This window comes from Campylobacter sp. BCW_6873, assembly GCF_001762365.1.
Lineage (GTDB): Bacteria > Campylobacterota > Campylobacteria > Campylobacterales > Campylobacteraceae > Campylobacter_D > Campylobacter_D jejuni.
This window is the reverse complement of sequence record NZ_MJWS01000027.1, coordinates 43,081-62,470: the sequence shown is the minus strand read 5'-3', so window position 1 is coordinate 62,470 and position 19,390 is coordinate 43,081. Positions and strand designations below refer to the sequence as shown.

18 protein-coding genes and 2 pseudogenes are annotated in these 19,390 nt (G+C 30.2%); 8 read left to right on the top strand and 12 right to left on the bottom strand.

Features of this window, described 5'->3' with window-relative positions; all coding sequences use genetic code 11:
- Window positions 1–22 precede the first annotated feature (22 nt).
- The 5 genes and pseudogenes from cmeC to ccoG all read right to left on the bottom strand — a co-directional run bounded on the left by cmeC (window position 23) and on the right by ccoG (window position 7,810).
- Window positions 23–1,501 (bottom strand): multidrug efflux transporter outer membrane subunit CmeC, encoded by a 1,479-nt coding sequence (gene cmeC, locus AJ932_RS00985; RefSeq protein ID WP_070233647.1) that lies wholly within the window; start codon window positions 1,499–1,501, stop codon window positions 23–25.
- Window positions 1,494–4,616 carry a multidrug efflux RND transporter permease subunit CmeB gene (gene cmeB, locus AJ932_RS00980; protein WP_074470127.1) on the bottom strand — a complete coding sequence of 1,041 codons (3,123 nt, stop codon included), beginning with the start codon at window positions 4,614–4,616 and terminating at the stop codon, window positions 1,494–1,496. Before cmeB ends, cmeC begins: the two co-directional genes overlap by 8 nt.
- Window positions 4,616–5,719, bottom strand: coding sequence for a multidrug efflux RND transporter periplasmic adaptor subunit CmeA (gene cmeA, locus AJ932_RS00975; RefSeq protein WP_070278299.1), 1,104 nt, complete (start codon window positions 5,717–5,719; stop codon window positions 4,616–4,618). Before cmeA ends, cmeB begins: the two co-directional genes overlap by 1 nt.
- A gap of 94 nt (window positions 5,720–5,813) precedes the next feature.
- A complete protein-coding gene (gene cmeR, locus AJ932_RS00970; protein ID WP_002861132.1) occupies window positions 5,814–6,446 on the bottom strand; it encodes a multidrug efflux system transcriptional regulator CmeR in 633 nt (210 codons plus the stop codon).
- Window positions 6,433–7,810: pseudogene (gene ccoG / locus AJ932_RS00965) on the bottom strand (cytochrome c oxidase accessory protein CcoG). Before ccoG ends, cmeR begins: the two are co-directional and overlap by 14 nt.
- Window positions 7,811–7,969: 159 nt before the next feature.
- Between ccoG and rpsU the strand changes: the two are divergent.
- From rpsU to AJ932_RS00925, 8 genes are all read left to right on the top strand, one after another.
- Window positions 7,970–8,182, top strand: a complete 213-nt coding sequence (gene rpsU, locus AJ932_RS00960; protein WP_002780697.1) for a 30S ribosomal protein S21 — start codon at window positions 7,970–7,972, stop codon at window positions 8,180–8,182.
- Between the two features lie 116 nt (window positions 8,183–8,298).
- Complete coding sequence (locus AJ932_RS00955; RefSeq protein WP_002870776.1) at window positions 8,299–8,904, top strand: UPF0323 family lipoprotein; 606 nt, start codon at window positions 8,299–8,301, stop codon at window positions 8,902–8,904.
- A 9-nt stretch (window positions 8,905–8,913) separates the two neighbouring features.
- On the top strand, window positions 8,914–10,083 hold the full coding sequence (locus AJ932_RS00950; RefSeq protein WP_070278294.1) for a glutathionylspermidine synthase family protein: 1,170 nt from the start codon (window positions 8,914–8,916) through the stop codon (window positions 10,081–10,083).
- A 3-nt stretch (window positions 10,084–10,086) separates the two neighbouring features.
- Complete coding sequence (locus AJ932_RS00945; RefSeq protein WP_070233642.1) at window positions 10,087–11,022, top strand: D-2-hydroxyacid dehydrogenase; 936 nt, start codon at window positions 10,087–10,089, stop codon at window positions 11,020–11,022.
- Window positions 11,012–11,503 carry a YajQ family cyclic di-GMP-binding protein gene (locus AJ932_RS00940; protein ID WP_002854188.1) on the top strand — a complete coding sequence of 164 codons (492 nt, stop codon included), beginning with the start codon at window positions 11,012–11,014 and terminating at the stop codon, window positions 11,501–11,503. Before AJ932_RS00945 ends, AJ932_RS00940 begins: the two co-directional genes overlap by 11 nt.
- 8 nt (window positions 11,504–11,511) lie before the next feature.
- Window positions 11,512–11,988: a hypothetical protein gene (locus AJ932_RS00935; RefSeq protein WP_044778510.1), complete on the top strand. Its 477-nt coding sequence runs from the start codon at window positions 11,512–11,514 to the stop codon at window positions 11,986–11,988.
- 10 nt (window positions 11,989–11,998) lie between these two features.
- A complete protein-coding gene (locus AJ932_RS00930) occupies window positions 11,999–12,823 on the top strand; it encodes a hypothetical protein (RefSeq protein WP_044778512.1) in 825 nt (274 codons plus the stop codon).
- A complete protein-coding gene (locus AJ932_RS00925) occupies window positions 12,823–14,535 on the top strand; it encodes an AAA family ATPase (protein WP_044778513.1) in 1,713 nt (570 codons plus the stop codon). The genes AJ932_RS00930 and AJ932_RS00925 overlap by 1 nt, the downstream gene beginning before the upstream one ends.
- On the opposite strand, the gene AJ932_RS00920 is transcribed toward AJ932_RS00925, so the two are convergent.
- The 7 genes and pseudogenes from AJ932_RS00920 to AJ932_RS00890 all read right to left on the bottom strand — a co-directional run bounded on the left by AJ932_RS00920 (window position 14,500) and on the right by AJ932_RS00890 (window position 19,300).
- A complete protein-coding gene (locus tag AJ932_RS00920) occupies window positions 14,500–15,072 on the bottom strand; it encodes a ferric reductase-like transmembrane domain-containing protein (RefSeq protein ID WP_044778515.1) in 573 nt (190 codons plus the stop codon). The genes AJ932_RS00925 and AJ932_RS00920 overlap by 36 nt on opposite strands.
- Window positions 15,072–15,965, bottom strand: a complete 894-nt coding sequence (gene msrP, locus AJ932_RS00915; RefSeq protein ID WP_044778516.1) for a protein-methionine-sulfoxide reductase catalytic subunit MsrP — start codon at window positions 15,963–15,965, stop codon at window positions 15,072–15,074. Before msrP ends, AJ932_RS00920 begins: the two co-directional genes overlap by 1 nt.
- 57 nt (window positions 15,966–16,022) lie before the next feature.
- Window positions 16,023–16,700 (bottom strand): annotated as a pseudogene (gene pyrF, locus AJ932_RS00910) (orotidine-5'-phosphate decarboxylase); the annotation flags it as partial.
- Window positions 16,697–17,095: a transcription antitermination factor NusB gene (nusB, locus tag AJ932_RS00905; protein WP_002854405.1), complete on the bottom strand. Its 399-nt coding sequence runs from the start codon at window positions 17,093–17,095 to the stop codon at window positions 16,697–16,699. The gene nusB and the pseudogene pyrF, both read right to left, overlap by 4 nt.
- Window positions 17,095–17,559: a 6,7-dimethyl-8-ribityllumazine synthase gene (ribE, locus tag AJ932_RS00900; RefSeq protein ID WP_002870785.1), complete on the bottom strand. Its 465-nt coding sequence runs from the start codon at window positions 17,557–17,559 to the stop codon at window positions 17,095–17,097. Before ribE ends, nusB begins: the two co-directional genes overlap by 1 nt.
- Window positions 17,556–18,371 carry a 3-deoxy-8-phosphooctulonate synthase gene (kdsA, locus tag AJ932_RS00895; protein WP_053872456.1) on the bottom strand — a complete coding sequence of 272 codons (816 nt, stop codon included), beginning with the start codon at window positions 18,369–18,371 and terminating at the stop codon, window positions 17,556–17,558. The genes ribE and kdsA overlap by 4 nt, the downstream gene beginning before the upstream one ends.
- The gene (locus tag AJ932_RS00890) at window positions 18,368–19,300 is read right to left on the bottom strand and encodes a DMT family transporter (protein ID WP_002861143.1); all 933 of its coding nucleotides are present in this window, start codon (window positions 19,298–19,300) and stop codon (window positions 18,368–18,370) included. The genes kdsA and AJ932_RS00890 overlap by 4 nt, the downstream gene beginning before the upstream one ends.
- Window positions 19,301–19,390 lie beyond the last annotated feature (90 nt).

Genomic DNA, 19,390 nt, shown 5'->3' with positions numbered 1-19,390 from the left:
TTTATTTAGAGAATAGAATAAACTATTCTCTAAAAGACATATCTAAATTTTTTGATTCTTCTTTTATATTTTTACTCATATCTTCGCTTTGCTCAAATCCTCCACCAAATGCTTTGATTACATCTACTATGGAATTAGCATAAGAATATTTAGTATTATTAAAAGCAACCGCAGCATTAAGCCAATTTTGACGTGCTTCTAAATAATCTTGCAAAGACATTTCTCCTATATCATAGCGTTCTTTAGCAATTTCATAGATTCTTTTGTAAGATTGTTCGCTTGCTTGTGCATTATCGTATTGTAAGCGTATAGTTTTTCTAGCTACTAAAGCATAGCGAATTTCTCCAAAAGCAGTAATCAAAGTATTTTGATAATTTACAAAAGCTTCATCTTTATTAAGCTTAGCTAAATTTACATTTTGGTAAATTTCACCCCAATGAAAAATAGGCAGAGTAAAGTTTCCACCTATATTCCAAGTCTTAGAACCTCCTTTAACCAAGGTATCTAAATCCCCACTTTCAAATCCTAATAATCCTGTTAAAGAAAGACTAGGTAAGAAAGCCGTGCGAGCTACTCCAACAAGATAATTTTGCTGAGTTAATTTTTCTAAAGAAGAGCCAATATCTGGACGTTGAAGCAAGATGGTACTTGAAATTCCAGTTGGAATGTCAAATTCTTTAAGATTAAAAACTTGATAGTTTTGATTTTTGTAAAGTATGTCATTTAAATCATTTGAAGTTAAAATTTTTAAAGCTTTAAGGTAATTTTCTTTATTTAATTTTGCTTCATTATATTGCAAAGCCATACTTTCTAAGTTGGCTCTTGCTTGAGCAAGTTCATATTCACCTACAGCGCCAACTTGAAATTTTTCATCATTAATCCTATAAATTTCTTTTGCAGATTCATAGGCTTCTTTAAGAGCATTTTCATTTTCATAAGCATTTACAAGATTAAAATAAGTTTGAACCGTATTTGAAATAACAGAAAGTCTTGCAGCTTCATAATCATACTCACTTGCTTTAAAGCCTGATTTTGAGGCGCGATATGTATCGCGATATTTTCCCCAAAGATCGATTTCATAGCTTAAATTAAGCCCCATTTTAAAATCATTACCGTAACTTACTTCCCCGGTTCGATTGCTTGGAGCATTTATAGCTGTTTTTGAACGATTACCGCTTGCGCTACCATCAAATTTTGGCAACAAACTGCTAAAATCTATACCTAATTGAGCAGCAGCTTGTTCCATGTGTATGAAGGCAAGTTTTAAATCATTATTATTTTTAAGTGCTAAATCAACCACTTTATTTAAATTTTCATCATCAAAATCTTTCCACCAATTTTTTGTGATAGAGCTATTGTTTTCTTTTTCCCAGGATAAGGCTCCAAACTTATTATCAATGCTATAGTTTGCTTCGGGAATATTTAAATTTGGACTTAAAGAGCAAGCTGAAATCAAAAGAGTAAAACTTGCTATAGCACTAATTGAAATTATTTTATTCATGAACCTTACCTCTTTTTTTATCTAGCCATTCATTAAAATTTTCTAAAAGATAGAAAAATAAAGGCACAAAGAATATCGCTAAAGTTGATGCTGCGATCATTCCACCAATAAGCCCTGTTCCTAAAGAGTGTCTTGAAGCACTTCCTGCTCCTGTTGCGAAAATCATTGGCAAGACCCCAAAAGTAAATGCCAAAGAAGTCATTATGATAGGACGAAAACGAAGTTTTGCTGCTGCAACAGCTGCTTCAAAAACTCCTTTGCCTTTTTTAAAGCGCTCTTCCATTGCAAATTCTACGATCAAGATAGCATTTTTAGCTGAAAGTCCAATCAAGAGCAAAAGTCCTGTTTGAAAATATATATCATTGCTAAATCCTCTTAAATATACCAATAAAAATGATCCAAATACCGCAAAAGGCACAGCTGTTACAACTGCTAAAGGTATAAGCCATCTTTCATATTGGGCAGCTAGAATTAAGAAGACAAATATCATCCCTAAAGCAAAAGCATAGCTTGCTGTTCCTTTGCTAGAAACTTCTTGATAGGCTGATCCACTCCAAGCTATGGAATAATCATCCCCTAAAGTTTCTTTTGCTACTTGAGCAATCGCTTCTATAGCTTGACCTGAAGTATAACCTGGTGCGGGTTGACCTTGAACTTGTGCCGCTGGGAAAAGGTTGAATCGTTTTACATCATCAGGCCCTGAACTTCTTTGTAAAGTTAAGAAAGAATCAAGTGGTATCATTTTTCCATCGTTTGATCTTACAAAAATATTTTTTAATGCATCTTGTGTATTTCTAAAATCACCTTTTGCACGGATATTTACTTGGAAGTTTTTGCCTAACATAGAAAAATCATTAACATAATAAGTGCCTATAGTTGCATTCATTGTGTTAAAAACATCTTGCATGTTAAGATTGTAGTGTTTTAATTTATCTCTATCAATTATAAGCTTGTATTGAGGGAAAGTTGTATCAAGGGTTGTTCTTACTCTTGATAGTTCTTTTCTTTGGTTGGCTACAGCAACAAGTTTATTTACATCTTTTTGTATTTCATCATAACTTTTTCCACTTTTGTTTTGAACATACATTTCAAAACCACCTGTGATGCTTAATCCAGGTATAGGAGGTAGGCCTATAAATATACTTGAAGCGTTGCGATCAAAAGCAAATTTTTTATTAAGTTCCATGGCGATTTCATCAGCACTCACATTTCTATCTTTCCAATCTTGCAAGCCTATAAACATTGCAGCAGCGTTTTCTTTTAATGAGCTTGTAAAAAGATCAAATCCTATCATAGCCATTGCATCTTTAATTCCATTGGTTTTTAAAACTTCTTGACTTATATGATCAACTTCTGAGATTGTTCTATGAAGTGCTGAAGCCGAAGGAAGATTAATAATGCCAATCATCAAACCTTGATCTTCTTCAGGAACTAAAGAGCTTGGTACAGCTTTATAAAGATAAAAAATTGCCCCAAGCATAATACAAAAAATTAAAACAAAGCGAATGGTTCTTTTTAAAATATATGCTACTCCTGTGCTAAATACAGAAGTACTCCAATCAAAAAAATCATTAAATTTCTTTACAAATTTAAATGGCTCTCCTTCATTACGTCGTAAAAAGAGTGCACATAAAGAAGGTGTTAAAGTAAGAGCAACAAAACCTGATATGGCTACAGATATTGCTAAGGTAAGGGCAAATTGTCTTTGAATTTCTCCAACAAAACCTGATATAAAAGAAACGGGTATAAAAACAGCACAAAGTACAAGAACAATTGAAATAACCGGAGAGCTAACTTCTTGCATCGCTTGGATAGCAGCATCTTTTACGCTTATTTGTTCATTTTCGTGTAAAATCCTATCGATATTTTCTACAACTATAATCGCATCATCTACAACAATCCCTATAGCTAAAATCAAGGCAAAAAGCGTAAGCAAGTTAATACTAAAGCCTAAAACATAAAGTCCAGCAAAAGTTCCTAATAATGAAACAGGTACAGCTATCATAGGAATAAGCGTTGCACGGAAATTCTTTAAGAACATATACATAACAATGATAACTAAAATTAGAGCTTCAACAAAAGTTTTAATTACTTCTTTGATTGATTCTATCACAAATTTTGTTGTGTCGTAAGGAATTTTATATGTTAAACCTTTTGGGAAATTTTTTGAAAGTTCTTGCATTTTAGCCTGGACAAGTTCTGCTGTATGCAATGCGTTTGCCCCTGATTGAAGATTGATTATAATCGGAACTGCATCATTGCCATTTAATCGTCCTTGTGAGCTGTATTGTTGTGATCCTATTTCTACATCAGCTATATCTTTAAGTCTTAAAAATGATCCATCATCATTTGTTCTTAAAATAATATTTTCAAATTCACTAGGATTTTGTAGTCTTCCTTGCATAGTGATTGAATAAACATAAGGGGATTTTTGAGTTACGGGCTCTTCGCCAATTTTACCAATTGCGTATTGAGCATTTTGGTCATTAACCGCAGAAATTACATCAGTAGCTGTGATTCCAAATTTATTTAATAAATCAGGTTTTAGCCAAATTCTTAAAGAATAATTACGATTTCCTATAGCGTTTGCATCCCCAACTCCCGGAACTCTTTTTAACTCATCTAAAACATTTAAAGCGATGTAGTTGTATACATCCACTGCACTCATTGAACCATCATTTGAATACATAGAAATTGCAGCAAGTGTTGCTGAAGAAGTTTTTCTAACAGTTACTCCAAGTTTTTTAACTGCATCTGGCATTTTTGCAGTTGCAGCTGAAATTCTATTATTAACATCTATAGTGGCTTGATCGGGATCTGTGCCGATATCAAAATAGACAGTCAAACTCATAGTTCCTGAAGAACTTGAAGTTGAATCCATATAAATCATATTATCTGCACCATTGATTGCATCTTCGATAGGACTTGCAACCGTTGAAGCAATGGTTTGTGCATCAGCTCCTGTGTAAGTTGCGCTTACCTTAACTGTAGGAGGAGTTAAAGAAGGATATTGTTCTATGGGTAAATTTGTAAGACCGATGACTCCAGCTAAAGAAATGATAATTGCAACAACTGAAGCAAAAACAGGTCTTTCGATAAAAAATTTAGAAAACATTATTGTGCTCCAATTTCTTTAACTTCGCTACCAACTTGAATTTTTTTAAAGTTATCTAAAATGATTTTGTCGCCATTTTGTAATCCTTTGTCAATGATAGCGTATTCATTGTTTTGGTAGCTTATATGTACAGAAGATTTTTCTACTTTTCCATTTTTAACAAGAAGAACATAAACATCATTTTGATCTTGTTTAATAGCTATTTGAGGCACTTTAAAGCCATTTTTTTGTATAAAACCTTCTGAAGTAATTGTTGCAAAAGCACCCGGTAAAAGTGTTGAGTTGTTGTTATCAAATACAGCTTTGGCTTTTACTGTTCCACTATTAGCATCTATAACGGAATCAATAAAATAAAGTTTGCCTTGAACGGTTTCTCCATTAAGATTTAAATTTGCATGAATGCTGTCTAAATCCCATTTTCCGCTTTGAGTATTGCGGACTAAATTTAGTTTATCTGTATCTGAAATAAAGAAATCTGCGTAAATAGGATTTAAATTTGTAACTCTAACTAGTTCAGTTGTTGAAGCACTTACATAATCCCCTATATTAACTAAAGCATCTCCTATAGTACCATTAAAAGGAGCTTTTATTTCGGTATGATCTAGATCAATTCTTGCATTTGCAAGTTGTGCTCTAGCAGTTGTTAGACTAGCTTTTGCATTATTAAATGTAGCAAGAGAAGAGTCGTATTCTTTTTGAGAGATTGCATTTTTGCTAAAAAGAGCCTTCGAACGATTAAAATCCTTGCTCGCGTTTTCAAAAGTTGCCTTAGCCATTAAAGCTTGTCCGTAAGCTGAATCAACGCTAGCTTTAAATTTATCTTGCTCTACAATAAATAATGTCTGTCCTTTTTTTACCTTATCTCCAGCCTTAAAAAGTTTATTTACTATTACGCCACTAACTTGAGGTTTTATAATAACATCATAATCACTGACAAGTTTAGCAGGATAAGTAAAACTAAGTGGCAAATCTTCAGATTTAGCACTCATTGTCGTTACAGGTTGAGGCGGCATTTGTATTTTTGGTGCTTCTTCTTTGCTACAAGCAGTGAGTAAAAGCACAACACTTAAAGCTAAAATAGTATTGTTTTGAAATAATTTCATGGTTTTACCTTGAAAAATTAAATTAAAAATTGTAATATTTATTACAAAAATTTTTGGCTAATTATATCTTAATTTTGGTTAATAAAATTATTTTTTAAGCTTTGGAGCCATTGATCCCATTTAGAAAAACGTTTACAACAAATTCAACATGTTCTTTTTGTTCTTTTTTATTTTTCAAAGGAGCATTAATTAAAACATTAAGATGATGATAAGGTTCTTTTAACATAGTGCAAAAAAGAACAGCAAGTTTTTCTGCGTTTTTTTTCATATAAGAATTATTTTGTTGCTTAAAAAAATCCATAAGTATGTTATAGGAAAAATTTTGTTGATTGTTTTCTATCCAATTAGCAAGGTGTCTATCTTTATCATAAACTTGAGAATAAACAATTTTACCAAAAGCTACAGCTTCTGGTTGATTAAAAATTTCTATAAAAGTTAAACCAAAAGAAGTTAAAATTTCTTTTAAAGTACCATTTTCAATTTCTTGTGTTTTGGAATAAATAAGATGAAAATGTTTTTTACATATGTCATCTAAAATTTCAAAGAATAATCCTTCTTTGCTTTTAAAACTATTATAAATATTAGAATAAGATCCTCCGGATAATTTAATAATATCACTCAAACTTGTTTCTTGGTAACCTTTTGTTAAAAAAAGCTCTAAGGCCACTGCTTTGATTTTCTCTTGTCTAGCTAAAACTTTTTGTGATGGTGTTCTATTTGAGTTCATTTTTTATCCTTTGTAAGAGTGTTTTTGGGGTATACAAATATACTTTTTCTAAAAACCGAAATTTTTTCATTATCTTTTGCATAAGCTTTTATATGTAAAGGAAAGATTACATCTTTTTTATCGTTGTTTGCTAAATTTTTTGTAGCTTTGATAACAACTATTTTTTTAACTTGTTCTCCTGCTTTTAATTTAAAAGGTTTGTTTGGTCTTATGATTTCAATTCCATCATTTATTCCTTCTAAATTTGCTGTAAAATAATATTCATGAGGTTTAGAATCTGTATTTTGAAACAAAAAGGTATAAGCATTTGAAATGACTAATTTACCTTTAACATTTGAAATATTATATAATTCACTACTACGATTGATATTTAAAAGCATGCTTTCTTTTTTGCTTCCCATGATAATTAAAGCCAATAAAGCAATTAAAAGAACTATAAAATATGCTATCGTTCTAAATCTTAAATAATGAACCTTAGAACGCGTTTCAATAGCTTTTGCACTTGTCCAATTGATCAAACTTGGACGATTAAATTTGCTTTGTACCTTAGAACAAGCATCGGCACATTCAAGACAATTAATACATTCAAGTTGCATTCCTTTGCGTATGTCAATATGAGTTGGACAGATGCTAACACAGGCTTCACAACCTATGCATTCTCCTTCAGGCGGTTTTTTATGAAGTTTGATGTGTCCATCATAAATCAAACCCCCGCGTTTTTCATCGTAGATCACTTGCATTGTATCATGATCAAACATTACAGATTGTATTCTTGCATAAGGACAGACATAAATACAAAATTTTTCTTGTAAATAGGTAATATCCAAAGTAAAAAGTAAGCTAGCACAAAATAAAACTCCAAGTAAAAGTAGATGCTCACCAGGATTTTGAATATAATTGAAAAAATCTTCAGGAGGAATAAAGTACCAAAGTAAATTACTAACAGCAACTAAAGATATAAAATAAAAAATTATTACTCCAAGAAATTTTTTAAAATATTGTCCCTCATATTCTTTTTGTTTATTATTAATATTTTTGCGAATTTTAAGAAATTTAGTTTGTATAATATCCCTATATATAACTCTAAAAATCGTTTGTGGACAACTCCAAGCACACCAAATTCTTCCGCCTAAAGTTGTAATAAAAAAAATAAATAAAAAAAGAAATATAAGAATAAAAGGCATGAGATAAAATTCTTGTGTTGAAAAAGAAATAAAAAATAGGTTTAATTTAGAGTGATCAAAACTTAAAAGAAAAAAATGATTTTCATTAATTCTTATGAAAGGTAGAGCAAATATGACAATACTTGCAATTAAATATATAAAATATCGTTTTTTTGTATAGTTTGTAATGTGTCCTTGCATTTTTAGACCTTAATTATAATTTTTAGCACTTTGTAACTAAAGATTATAGCCGATAAAAACTAAAACAATTTTTAAATGCTTTCTAAGTTAGAATTAATAAGAAGTGTTTTATAATTATATTTCACAACAAAAATTTACACATGAAAGGTGGTGAGGACTGTGCCAGGAATCAAGGTGCATCCTAACGAGTCTTTTGATGAAGCGTATCGTAAATTCAAAAAGCAAGTAGATAGAAATCTAGTTGTAACTGAAGTAAGAGCAAGAAGATTTTTCGAGCCTATGACTGAAATTCGCAAAAAACAAAAAATTTCAGCACGCAAAAAAATGCTTAAAAGACTTTATATGCTTAGACGCTACGAGTCAAGACTCTAACCCAAAAGCCCGAAAGGGCTTTTTTTATACCTACAAATCTTCATTCGGTATTAAAAAGTATTTATTATTTTTTGTTAAAATTTCTAATTTAAATTTTCTGTTTTTAGGATAAACTTATGAAAAAAATCAAAAAAATCATTCAAATTGGTATGATAGGTGGTTTAGCAGCTGTTGCTGGAGGTGCTTTAGCAGGTTGTGGAAGTAATAATGACAATGCAGATACTTTAAATCAAGCAGCTAATGTTCAAGGAGCTTTTGTAATTATCGAAGAAACAGCTCCAGGGCAGTATAAAATCAAAGATCAATATCCAAGTGATGAAACAAGGGTAGTTTTAAAAGATCTTAATGGTACAGAAAGAATTTTATCCAAAGAAGAAATGGATGCTTTGATTAAAGAAGAAGCAGCTAAAATTGATAATGGAACTTCAAATTTAACTAAAGACAATGGACAAATCAGTAGTGGAGGATTGAGTTTGGGAGAAACTTTACTCGCAAGTGCTGCAGGCGCTATTTTGGGAAGTTGGATAGGTTCAAAACTTTTCAATAATCAAAATTTTGCCAACCAACAACGCGGTGCTTTTTCAAATCAAAGTGCTTATCAAAGGAGTGTTAATAGTTTTAATAAAGCAGGTACAACAAGCTCCGCTTCAAGTGCTAAAAAATCAGGTTTTTTTAGTGGAGGCTCTAAAGCCACAAGTTCTAGTTCTTCTTTTGGTTCTTAAGGATAAATAATGCAATTATTACAAGTAGACAAACTTCAAAAAGATTATTTAGAAAATATAGGTTTTTCTTGGCATACAGATGAAGATGGAAGTGATTATATTAGCAATAAGTTAGTTTGTGTTAAGGAAAGTGAAGTTAATGCTTATTATGAAGCGGTAAATGAGCTTTATGATATGTTTATTGCTGCAGCGCAAGAAGTGATTGACAATGATCGTTTTGATGAGCTTGGAATCCCTTTTAATCTTATTGATGCGATTAAAATGAGTTGGGAAAATGAGGTTCATTGGCATTTATATGGGCGTTTTGATTTAGCGGGTGGGCTTGATGGTAAGCCTATAAAACTTATAGAATTTAATGCTGATACCCCTACTGCTCTTTTTGAAAGTGCGATTTTACAATGGGCACTTTTAAAACAAAATGGAATGGATGAAAGCGCACAATTTAATAGCATTTATGAAAGTTTGATGGATAATTTTAAAAGACTTATTACCCTTGATGAAAGTGTTGAAGAGTTTGAAGAGCATTACCAAGGGTGGAAAATTCTTTTTTCAAGTGTTGCAGGAAGCAAAGAAGAAGAAATCACTACAAAATTACTTTCCCATATAGCCAATGAAGCAGGTTTTCAAACTAATTTTTCCTTTGTAGATGAGGTAGAATTTAGTGAAGAAGGAATTTTTAAAGAGGGTGAAAATTATGAGTATTGGTTTAAGCTTATTCCTTGGGAGGATATAGCTATAGAAGAGGGTGAACTTGCTATGCTTTTAACTCAGATCATGCGTAATCAAAGAGTGATTATTTTAAATCCTGCTTATACGCTTTTATTTCAATCTAAGGGAATTTTAAAAATTTTATGGGAGCTTTATCCAAATCATCCATTACTTTTAGAAACAAAAGATACTCCTTTAGAGGGTAAAAATTATGTTAAAAAACCTGTTTTTGGTAGAGAAGGTGCAAATATCAGTATAATTAAAGATGGAAAAACTTTGCATGAGAATGTAGGTCCTTACGGGAATAATAAGGCTATTTATCAAGAATATGTAGAGTTTAATTCATGTGAAAACGAATACTATCAAGCAGGTGTTTTCTTTGCTTATGAAGGGTGTGGCTTAGGATTTAGAAAAGGAGGACTTGTGCTTGATAATTATTCTAAATTTGTAGGACATATTATAAAGGATTGAAAAATGAAAATTGTTTGTTTAGATGCGGCAACTTTAGGGGATTATGATTTAAGTGTTTTTGAAAAATTTGGTTCTTTGCAAATTTATACTACAACAAATAAAGAGCAAACCATAGAGCGTTTAAAAGATGCTAATGTCGCCATGACAAACAAGGTTGTAATTGATAAAGATGTGATTGATGCTTGTAAAAATTTAAAACTCATTTTAGAAACTGCTACAGGGGTTAATAATATCGATATTGAGTATGCTAAAGAAAAAGGTATTATTGTAAAAAATGCTGCTGGGTATTCTACCATGAGTGTTGTACAACATACTTTTGCGTTTATGTTTACTTTTTTAAATCAAGTGCTTTATTATGACAAATGGAGCAAAGAGGGTAAATGGTGTGAAAGTTCTATTTTTACAGATTATAGTAGAATTTTAAACACCTTAAGTGGTAAAAAACATGGTATTATAGGTTTAGGAGCTATAGGTAAAGAAGTGGCAAAAATTTCAAAGGCTTTTGGAGCCGAAATTTATTATTATTCTACGAGTGGAGCTAATAAAAACGCAGATTTTGTACATTTGGAATTAAAAGATTTATTGAAAACTTGCGATATTATAAGTATCCATGCACCTTTAAATGAAAAAACTAAAAATTTACTCACCTTTGAAGAATTAAAGCTTTTAAAAGATAATGCGATTTTGATTAATGTAGGAAGAGGTGGGATTATCAATGAAAATGATTTAGCTAAAATCATAGATGAAAAAAATATTCGTGTAGGGCTTGATGTTTTAGAAATTGAACCTATGATGAAAAATCATCCGCTTTTAAGCATTAAAAATAAAGAAAATCTTATTATCACCCCTCATGTTGCATGGGCGAGTAAGGAAGCTTTAAATGCTTTAATGGATATAGTTTATAATAATTTAAAAGAATGGATAGAAAATGGCAAGTGAACATAGTTTTGATATTTCAGCAGCTTTAGATAAGCAAGAGTTAAAAAATGCTTTTGAACAAGCTAAAAAAGAACTTGATAGTCGTTATGATTTAAAAGGAATTAAGTGTGAGATTGATTTAAGCGAAAAAGAGAGTATTTTTAAACTCAGTTCTTCTAGTGAAGGAAAACTTGATGTTCTAAAAGATATAGTGATTTCTAAACTTATCAAAAGAGGAATTAATCCTAATGCTATTAAAGAGCTTTCTCGTGAAAGTGGAGCAATGTTTCGTTTAAATTTGAAAGCAAACGATGCTATTGATAGTGAAAATGCTAAAAAAATCAATAAAGCTATTAAAGATAGCAAGCTTAAAGTTAACTCTTCGATTCGTGGTGAAGAAATTCGTGTTGTAGCAAAACAAATCGATGATTTACAAGCTGTGATGAAGCTTGTAAAAGAGCTTGATTTAGAGTTAAATATCAGTTTTAAAAATCTCAAATAAGGTTAAATTTGAAACATTGTTTAGCTCTATGTTTTGTTTTTTTTCTTTGTGCTTGTAGTGTGAAAAATCAAAATTTTTCAAGTCAAAGCTTGATGGTTTTGATTGCTTCTCCTATGATAAAAATCAATGATGCAGCTTTTTTAAAAAAAGAAAATAATGCTTTAAATTTGGAAGTTTATAAACTAGGGCAAGCTTTTTTTGAACTCAAAATCAAGGATAAAATTTGCATCAATGCAGTGTGTTATGATAAAAAAGTGTTTAATCAAAAATTTTTTAAAAATGTATATTATGATGATATTTTAAGTGATATTTTAAAGGCAAATGCTTTATGGCGGGGTAAAAATTTAGAAAAAACTGATTGTGGTTTTGAGCAAAATTTAAAAGCAAAAAATTATGAAATTTTTTATCAAGTTTGTGATAATAAAGTAAGTTTTTTTGATAAAATTTCACATACTAAAATTATCTTAACGCATATTCAAAATTGAAGGATAGAGTTTGAAATTTTTTTTACTGGTATTTTGCTTTGTCAATCTAGCTTTAGCACAAGTTTATAAAGGTGAATTGTATTTTTATCATTTGCAGGATAAAGAAATTTTTGCCATAGTTTATGATAATGCACCTATGACTCCACTTTTTGACAGGGATAAAAATCAAACAAGTTCTAGTTTTTTAATTATTGATGATATAAATGGAAATTTAGAGATTCCGCTCGTTAAGACAAATGATTTTTGGCAGGATGAGCGTAAAAAATATAAAATCAATTCTTCTAAAATGCTTACATATGATAATAAAAATTTTCAAGGAGAAAATTTAGGAACAACTACTTTAGAACTTGTTGAAACGCAAGATGGCATTCGTATAAAGCGTAGTCTTGATTTTATAGGTTTTAATGATGATTTTAAAGAATTTCATCCTGTTCATAAGGGTGTATTTAGTTTTGAACAAATTCGCCAAAAACCTATTTTTTTACAAGATGGAAAAATTAGTTTTGAAGAATGGTATTATTTTTATGAAGATGGTATGAGTCGTGCTATTTTAGAGTTAAATAATTTTGTTTATGATATTAATGCTCACGCATTTGTAAAACTAAATGATTTGTATAATACTGAAAATAAAAAATTTCAAAATCTTTTACATGAGAAGCTTAAAAATACATGTGATGAGTGTTTTGAAGATCTGCAAAATTTACAATTTAATAATAATTTTTTGCTTAATAATGGAAAACTAAAAATTTGTTATCTACCTTTTGAAGGTCATTTTTTAGATGAAAATATTTGCGTAGAATTTAACGAAGATGAGCTTAAGGAATTTAAAAAATAATGGAAAAATTAAAAAATTTTTTAAGTTTGAAAAATATAGAAGATACCCAAATTTATAAAGAGCTTAAGTGTGCTAAAAATGAGGCTTTGATTCTTAGAGAGCTCTGTAGAAATTATGTCGTTTCTATTTCTTCTATCAATGCCTTTACTTTATTATCGACAGTTTTTGGAAATGATAAGTATCTTTATCTTGATGCTTTGGAGGATTTAAAAAAACTTATCGAAAGAGGTTTTGTAAATCAAAATTCGAGTTTTTTTAAAAGTTTAGAAAATAATAAAACTCAAACATTAACTCTTGCCTTATTGCAAAGCGAGCTTAGTCTAAGTGAATATTTTTTAGAATTTTTAGAAGCAAAACCTCGTTTAAACTTTGAGAAACAAGAGGCTTATGCAGATTATTTAGAATATTTAAAAGATGAATTTGTGCGTATTCAATTATACGAAAGATTAAGTTTTATACAAAAAAGTGCTTATAATAGTGAAATAAAAAATCAAATTAAACTTTATGAAAAACATATCAAAGAAAGACTAAAAAAAAGTAAATTTTATAATGTATTGGCTGATATTTTTAAAGAATACAATCTTGAACATAAAGAACAAATTATTTTTCTAGCACTTTTAAAAGAAGAATACGCCTTAAGTAATGAAAGTTCGATTTCTAGAGAAATGAATTCTTTACTTTCTTTAATCAGTGAAAATGATTTAGAAAGGCATAAAAATAAAAAACTATTACAAGAAAATGCTCCTCTTTTAAACTTAATCGAGTATGATGAATATTTAAATGCTTTTGGAGATATTTCTAAAAGTTTTTTTATTATTGATGAAATTTTACAAAGAATTATAAATTTTGAACCAAAACAAAGTAAAAAAATCAAAATTGAAAGTGTTTTAAAAGATCAGGATATTTTTGAGCTTATAGAACCAAGCACTGATATCAATGATATTATTATGCCTGAAAATACAAAAGAGCTTTTAGAAAATATTTTAAAACAACAAGATAAAAAAGTCCTAGAAAGACTTCATTCTTGGGGTATAAAGAGTAATAAAAATATAGAAGCTAAAATTATTTTTTATGGTCCTGCTGGTACTGGAAAAACTATGTCAGCTTTAGCTATGGCTAAATCAATGAAAAAATCTGTTCTTAGTTTTGACTGTTCTAAAATTTTGAGCAAATGGGTTGGAGAGAGTGAGCAAAATGTAAGAAAAATTTTTGATACCTATAAAAATATCGTGCAAACTTGCAAACAAAGTCCTATTTTACTTCTCAATGAAGCCGATCAGTTTTTAAGTACGCGTGTAGATGGAAGTAGTGGTAGCGATAAAATGCATAATCAAATGCAAAATATATTCTTAGAGCAAATTGAGCGTTTTAGCGGTGTGATTATCGCTACGACAAATTTTTTAGAAAGCTTAGATAGTGCATTTTCAAGAAGATTTGATTATAAGATAGAATTTAAAAAACCTGATTTTAAAGATAGGCTTAAAATTTGGGAAAAATTTCTACCTAAAAAAGCATTATTTGAAAAAGATTTTGATATAAATATTTTATCAAATTATGAATTAAGTGGAGCACAAATTTTAATGGTGGTGAAGAATACAGCTTTGAAAGTAGCTGTATCACAAGATGGGGTTTTTAAAATGCAAGATTTTATAGAAAGCATACAAAAAGAATTAAATTCAAGTTTTGATAAAAGTAAGATTGTTGGATTTTAACTTTTTTAATGTTTTTGTATAGCGAACTATAAAATAAAACAAAGCTACAATTAAAGTACTCCATTCCCAAAACATAGGAACTTTTGGAGTTAAAAAATAATGATAACTTGCCAAAACTAAGCTTAAATATCCTAGTTTTCTAATTTTACTAAGTTTTTTAAAGATTTTAAAAGAACTTAAAAGCATTAAAAATATGATTAAAAATGCGATAAATCCACTTACTTCTAATAAACGATGTGAAATATCATCAAAAAGCCTTAAAATTTGAGCATTTCTATCAAAAATAAAATAATTTAAAAAGTGTAAAATCGCCCAAAAAGTTGCAAAAATACCTAAAATTTTAGGATAATTTTTTGTTTTTTTAAATTTAAGCAAAGAAAATAAAAGACTTAAATTTAAAAAGATCAAAGCAAATATTCCGGTGTAAATATAGGCTTCTTTTACAAAATCAAAGGCTTTTATGATATGATAAAAGCCATAGATTAAACTTATGATAAAGCTAAAATAAGCAAGAAATTTAAAGTATTTTGTTTGCATTAAAAATTCACTTTCAAGTCCATGTTTTTATATAAACTTGCTACTTCTTTTTCATAGCCATTAAACATTAAAGTAGGCTTGGTAAAGAAATCTCCTAAAGTCCTCTCGTTAGCTTGAGACCATCTAGGATGAGAGACATTAGGATTGACATTGGCATAAAAACCATATTCGTTTGGAGCGTAACTTTCCCAAGTGGATTTAGGCTGTTCTTTGGTAAATTCTATTTTAACTATGGATTTAATACTTTTAAAGCCATATTTCCAAGGAACAACAAGGCGTATTGGAGCGCCATTTTGAGGCTTTAAGGCTTTTTTATACATTCCTACTGCAAGCAAGGTAAGAGGATGCATAGCTTCATCCATGCGAAGTCCTTCTACATAAGGATAGTCTATAGTTGGAAATAAAGCGTCTTGATCGGGAAATTGACTCTTATCTAAAAGAGTGGTAAATTTAACAAATTTTGCTTTGCTTGTAGGCTTTGCCATTTCAATCAAACGACGCAATTCAAAGCCTACCCAAGGTACCACCATAGACCAAGTTTCAACACAGCGAAAACGATAAATTCTTTCTTCTAGAGGGAATTTTAAAATATCTTCCATGCTTAGAGTTAAAGGTTTTTCTATTTCTCCACTGATATCGATTTTCCAATTTTGAGTGTTGAAATTTTGTGCTAATGATACAGCCTTTTTTTTGTCTGTTGAAAATTCATAAAAATTAACATAATTTGTAGCCAGTTCTTCATCGCTGATTTCAAGTTTGTTTGGATTAGTATCGTTTGTGAAATTTAAAGCAGATAGTTTAGAAGTAAGCACGCTTGAACTTATTAAAGCACCTGCTCCAAGTTTTAAAAAATCTCTTCTTTTTTTATATAAATTCTCAGGAGTTATAATCATAATTTTTCCTTATTAAAAATTTTTATTATTAAAATATAACAAGGATAATGATTATTAAATTTCTTGTAGAATTTTTTCACAAATTTTTCTAGGGTTATTATCTTTATAAATAGGGCGTCCAACTACTATAAAATCGCTTAAATTTTCTCTAGCCATTGTTAAATTAGCGACGCGTTTTTGATCATCATTTTTCTCTCCAAATGGACGAATTCCTGGAGTGAGAGTTAAGAAATTTCTTTGGGTGTGTTCTTTGATGATTTTACTTTCAAAAACAGAGCATACCATACCATCAAGTCTATTTTCATAGGATATTTTTGAAAAATTAATTACAGCTTCTTCGATTTTTTGTCTATAAATACTAAAGAAATTTTCTTCATCAAAACTCGTAAGAGCAGAAACTGCTAAAACTAATGGTCTTTTTGAAAATTTGCTAAGCCGTGTCATAACTTCTTGCATGGCTATTTTTCCAGCACTTGCGTGGATATTGATCATATCAACACCAAGTTTTGATATTTCTTCGCAAGCATCTGCCATAGTGTTGGGAATATCATGAATTTTAAGATCAAGAAATATTTTAAAATCATCAACTTTTTTAAGTTCTTCTATGAATTTAAAACCATCTCTTAAATATGCTCTTAAACCTACTTTTAACCATATGTCTAAATTTTTTAATTCTTTAGCAAGTTGTAAGCATTCTTCTTTTGTAGAAAGATCAAGTGCGACACAAAGCTTCATTTTTTAGCCTTTATTAAGGCATCTAAAACTCCATTTATAAATTTTGGAGAATTGTCATTAGCAAGTTCTTTGGCAAGTTCTATAGCTTCATTGATAACAATGGCACTAGGAGTATCGGTAAAAAGTAACTCATAAGCTCCAAGTCTTAGTATAGCTCTTTCTACATGTCCTAAAGCTGTAATTTGATTATCATTTAGAAATGAATTTAAGGTTTCATCAATATTGTTTAAATTATCTAAAATTCCATGATATAAATTTAAAGTAAAATTTTTTTGTTCATTGCGTATTTTTTTTTCATCTAAAATTTCATCTACAAAAACGTTGTTTTGAGAATTTAATTCAAAAGCATAAAGTAAGGAGATGACGCTTTGGCGAACTTGATGACGCGTTGCCATTAAAGCTCCTTGCTTAAATTTAACATCTCAATTACAGTTGCCATAGCTTCAAAGCCTTTATTACCTGCCTTGCTTCCAGCTCTTTCTATGGCTTGTTCTATTGTATCTGTAGTTAAAACACCAAAGCTTACAGGGATATTATGATTTAAACTCACATTGGCTATGCCTTTGGTAGTTTCTGCTGAAACATAGTCAAAATGCGGAGTTGAGCCACGAATTACTGCACCTACGCAACAAATTGCATCAAATTTTTTGCTTTCTATAGCTTTTTTTAACGCATACGGAAGCTCAAAAGCACCAGGAACAAGTATAAGGCTTAGATTTTCCTCTTTGCCTCCGTGTCTTAAAAAAGCATCTTTTGCTCCTTCTACAAGGCGATCTGTGATGATATGGTTAAATCTTGCATTAATGATAGCAATTTTTGTATTTGAGTCTAAATTTAATTTTCCTTCAATAATATTCATTTGTTTTCCTTTATGATATTTTGTATTTCTAGTAATGTATTAACGCAATTTTTAAGGCGTGTAAGATCAAGCATATTAGGTCCATCGCATAAAGCCTCGCAAGGATTAATATGTGTTTCAAAGAAAAAGCCATCTATGCCTACGGCTGCTGCCGCTCTTGCTAAAGGTTCTACAAATTCGCTTTTTCCTCCGCTACTTCCACCTGCAGCCCCTGGCATTTGTACACTATGGGTAGCATCAAAAATAACTGGAGCAAATTCACGCATGATAACTAAAGAACGCATATCTACTACTAGATTTCCATAGCCAAAGCTAGCTCCTCTTTCAGCTACAAAAACACCATTTTTTTGAGCAGCTTCATAGCCTTCATCTTCTATGCCACGGGTTTGTAGAATTTTTTTAACGCTGTATTTGATATCGCTTGGGTTTAAAAATTGTCCTTTTTTGATATTAACTTTTGCCTTAGTTTTTGCTGCGGCTACAAGTAAATCGGTTTGACGGCATAAAAAAGCAGGAATTTGCAAGACATTAGCTACTTCACTTACAGGGTTTGCTTGATTGCTTTCGTGTATATCGGTTAAGATTTTCATACCAAATTCATCTTTTACGCTTTGTAAAATTTTTAATCCTTCTTCAAGGCCAGGACCTCGAAAAGAATTAATACTTGTGCGATTGGCCTTATCAAAACTTGATTTGAAATAAAATTCTATATTTGGATTTTCATTAAAATTTTTTAACTGTTCAGCAACTTTAAAAATCAAATCTTTGCTTTCTATGACACAAGGACCAGCAATGAGTATCATTTTTTTCATTTTTTTCCTTTGTTCTTAACTAAAATTAATCCACCAAAAATAATGCCTATTATACCTAAAAAAACCATAGTACTTGGTAAATTATCTCCTAAAATTATCCCAACTATCATACTAAATACTACATCAAGATAACTAACCCCAGCAACCACTCCTGCTTGTTTAGCGATACCATAAGCTTTGGTGACATGAATTTGATAAATGGTACCTAAAGTTCCCATAATGGCAATGATAAGCCAAGCTGTAAGACTTGGCATCACAAAAGGTGCTAGAATGAAATCTAAATGTAAAGAATCAAGATGCTGTGGTTCAAAAAATTCAGCACTGATCATAGAAATTAAAGGCATTAAGGTTCCTAAAAGGATAAAAGAAAAGGCAATTTGTTCTGTAGTGTAAGATTTTCTAAGTTCTCTTACACTTGTAAGAGCTAAAGCGGCTAAAAATCCACTCGTGATACCTATAACTGAATTTTTTAAATCAAAGCCTGAATGATTTAAATTATGAGCCCAAGGCTGAGCGATTAAAAGCACTCCGCCAAATGCTATTAAAATTCCTATCCAGCCTTTGATGCCAATATTTTCTTTAAAAACAACAAAAGCTATTAAAGTAATAAAAATAGGAGCAGTTTTTTGAAAAGCAAAAGCTCCACCTAGTGTAATATTTGAAACATTATAGAAAAACATATATAGTGAAAGCGTGCCTACTACTCCACGAAATACCAAGAGCCAAAAATGTCCCCCTTCTTTATGTGCCTTAGATCGTTTTAAAAGATAGACTATAAAAAAAATTCCTATGATATTTCTAAAAAACATAATTTCTATAGAACTCATTTCCTTGCTAAGAATTTTTGCACAAGCTCCCATAAGTGCAAAATCCAAACATGCTAAAATCATGAAATAAATTCCTAAATTATGCTTGATTATTTTTAGCATTTTTTTCCTTGACTAAAATCTGGGTTAATTCTAGTCTTTTTTTGCTTAATATTAAGCCAAATTTTATATAATTTTAAAAATATAATTTTC

Excerpts from the sequence above, each read along its gene's own strand:
- AJ932_RS00945 (WP_070233642.1), top strand. The coding sequence starts at position 10,087 with ATGAAAATTGTTTGTTTAGATGCGGCAACTTTAGGGGATTATGATTTA.
- AJ932_RS00955 (WP_002870776.1), top strand. The coding sequence starts at position 8,299 with ATGAAAAAAATCAAAAAAATCATTCAAATTGGTATGATAGGTGGTTTA.
- kdsA (WP_053872456.1), bottom strand. The coding sequence starts at position 18,371 with ATGAAAAAAATGATACTCATTGCTGGTCCTTGTGTCATAGAAAGCAAA.
- msrP (WP_044778516.1), bottom strand. The coding sequence starts at position 15,965 with ATGATTATAACTCCTGAGAATTTATATAAAAAAAGAAGAGATTTTTTA.
- AJ932_RS00920 (WP_044778515.1), bottom strand. The coding sequence starts at position 15,072 with ATGCAAACAAAATACTTTAAATTTCTTGCTTATTTTAGCTTTATCATA.
- AJ932_RS00950 (WP_070278294.1), top strand. The coding sequence starts at position 8,914 with ATGCAATTATTACAAGTAGACAAACTTCAAAAAGATTATTTAGAAAAT.
- cmeA (WP_070278299.1), bottom strand. The coding sequence starts at position 5,719 with ATGAAATTATTTCAAAACAATACTATTTTAGCTTTAAGTGTTGTGCTT.
- AJ932_RS00925 (WP_044778513.1), top strand. The coding sequence starts at position 12,823 with ATGGAAAAATTAAAAAATTTTTTAAGTTTGAAAAATATAGAAGATACC.
- cmeB (WP_074470127.1), bottom strand. The coding sequence starts at position 4,616 with ATGTTTTCTAAATTTTTTATCGAAAGACCTGTTTTTGCTTCAGTTGTT.
- cmeR (WP_002861132.1), bottom strand. The coding sequence starts at position 6,446 with ATGAACTCAAATAGAACACCATCACAAAAAGTTTTAGCTAGACAAGAG.
- AJ932_RS00940 (WP_002854188.1), top strand. The coding sequence starts at position 11,012 with ATGGCAAGTGAACATAGTTTTGATATTTCAGCAGCTTTAGATAAGCAA.
- cmeC (WP_070233647.1), bottom strand. The coding sequence starts at position 1,501 with ATGAATAAAATAATTTCAATTAGTGCTATAGCAAGTTTTACTCTTTTG.
- AJ932_RS00890 (WP_002861143.1), bottom strand. The coding sequence starts at position 19,300 with ATGCTAAAAATAATCAAGCATAATTTAGGAATTTATTTCATGATTTTA.
- nusB (WP_002854405.1), bottom strand. The coding sequence starts at position 17,095 with ATGGCAACGCGTCATCAAGTTCGCCAAAGCGTCATCTCCTTACTTTAT.
- ribE (WP_002870785.1), bottom strand. The coding sequence starts at position 17,559 with ATGAATATTATTGAAGGAAAATTAAATTTAGACTCAAATACAAAAATT.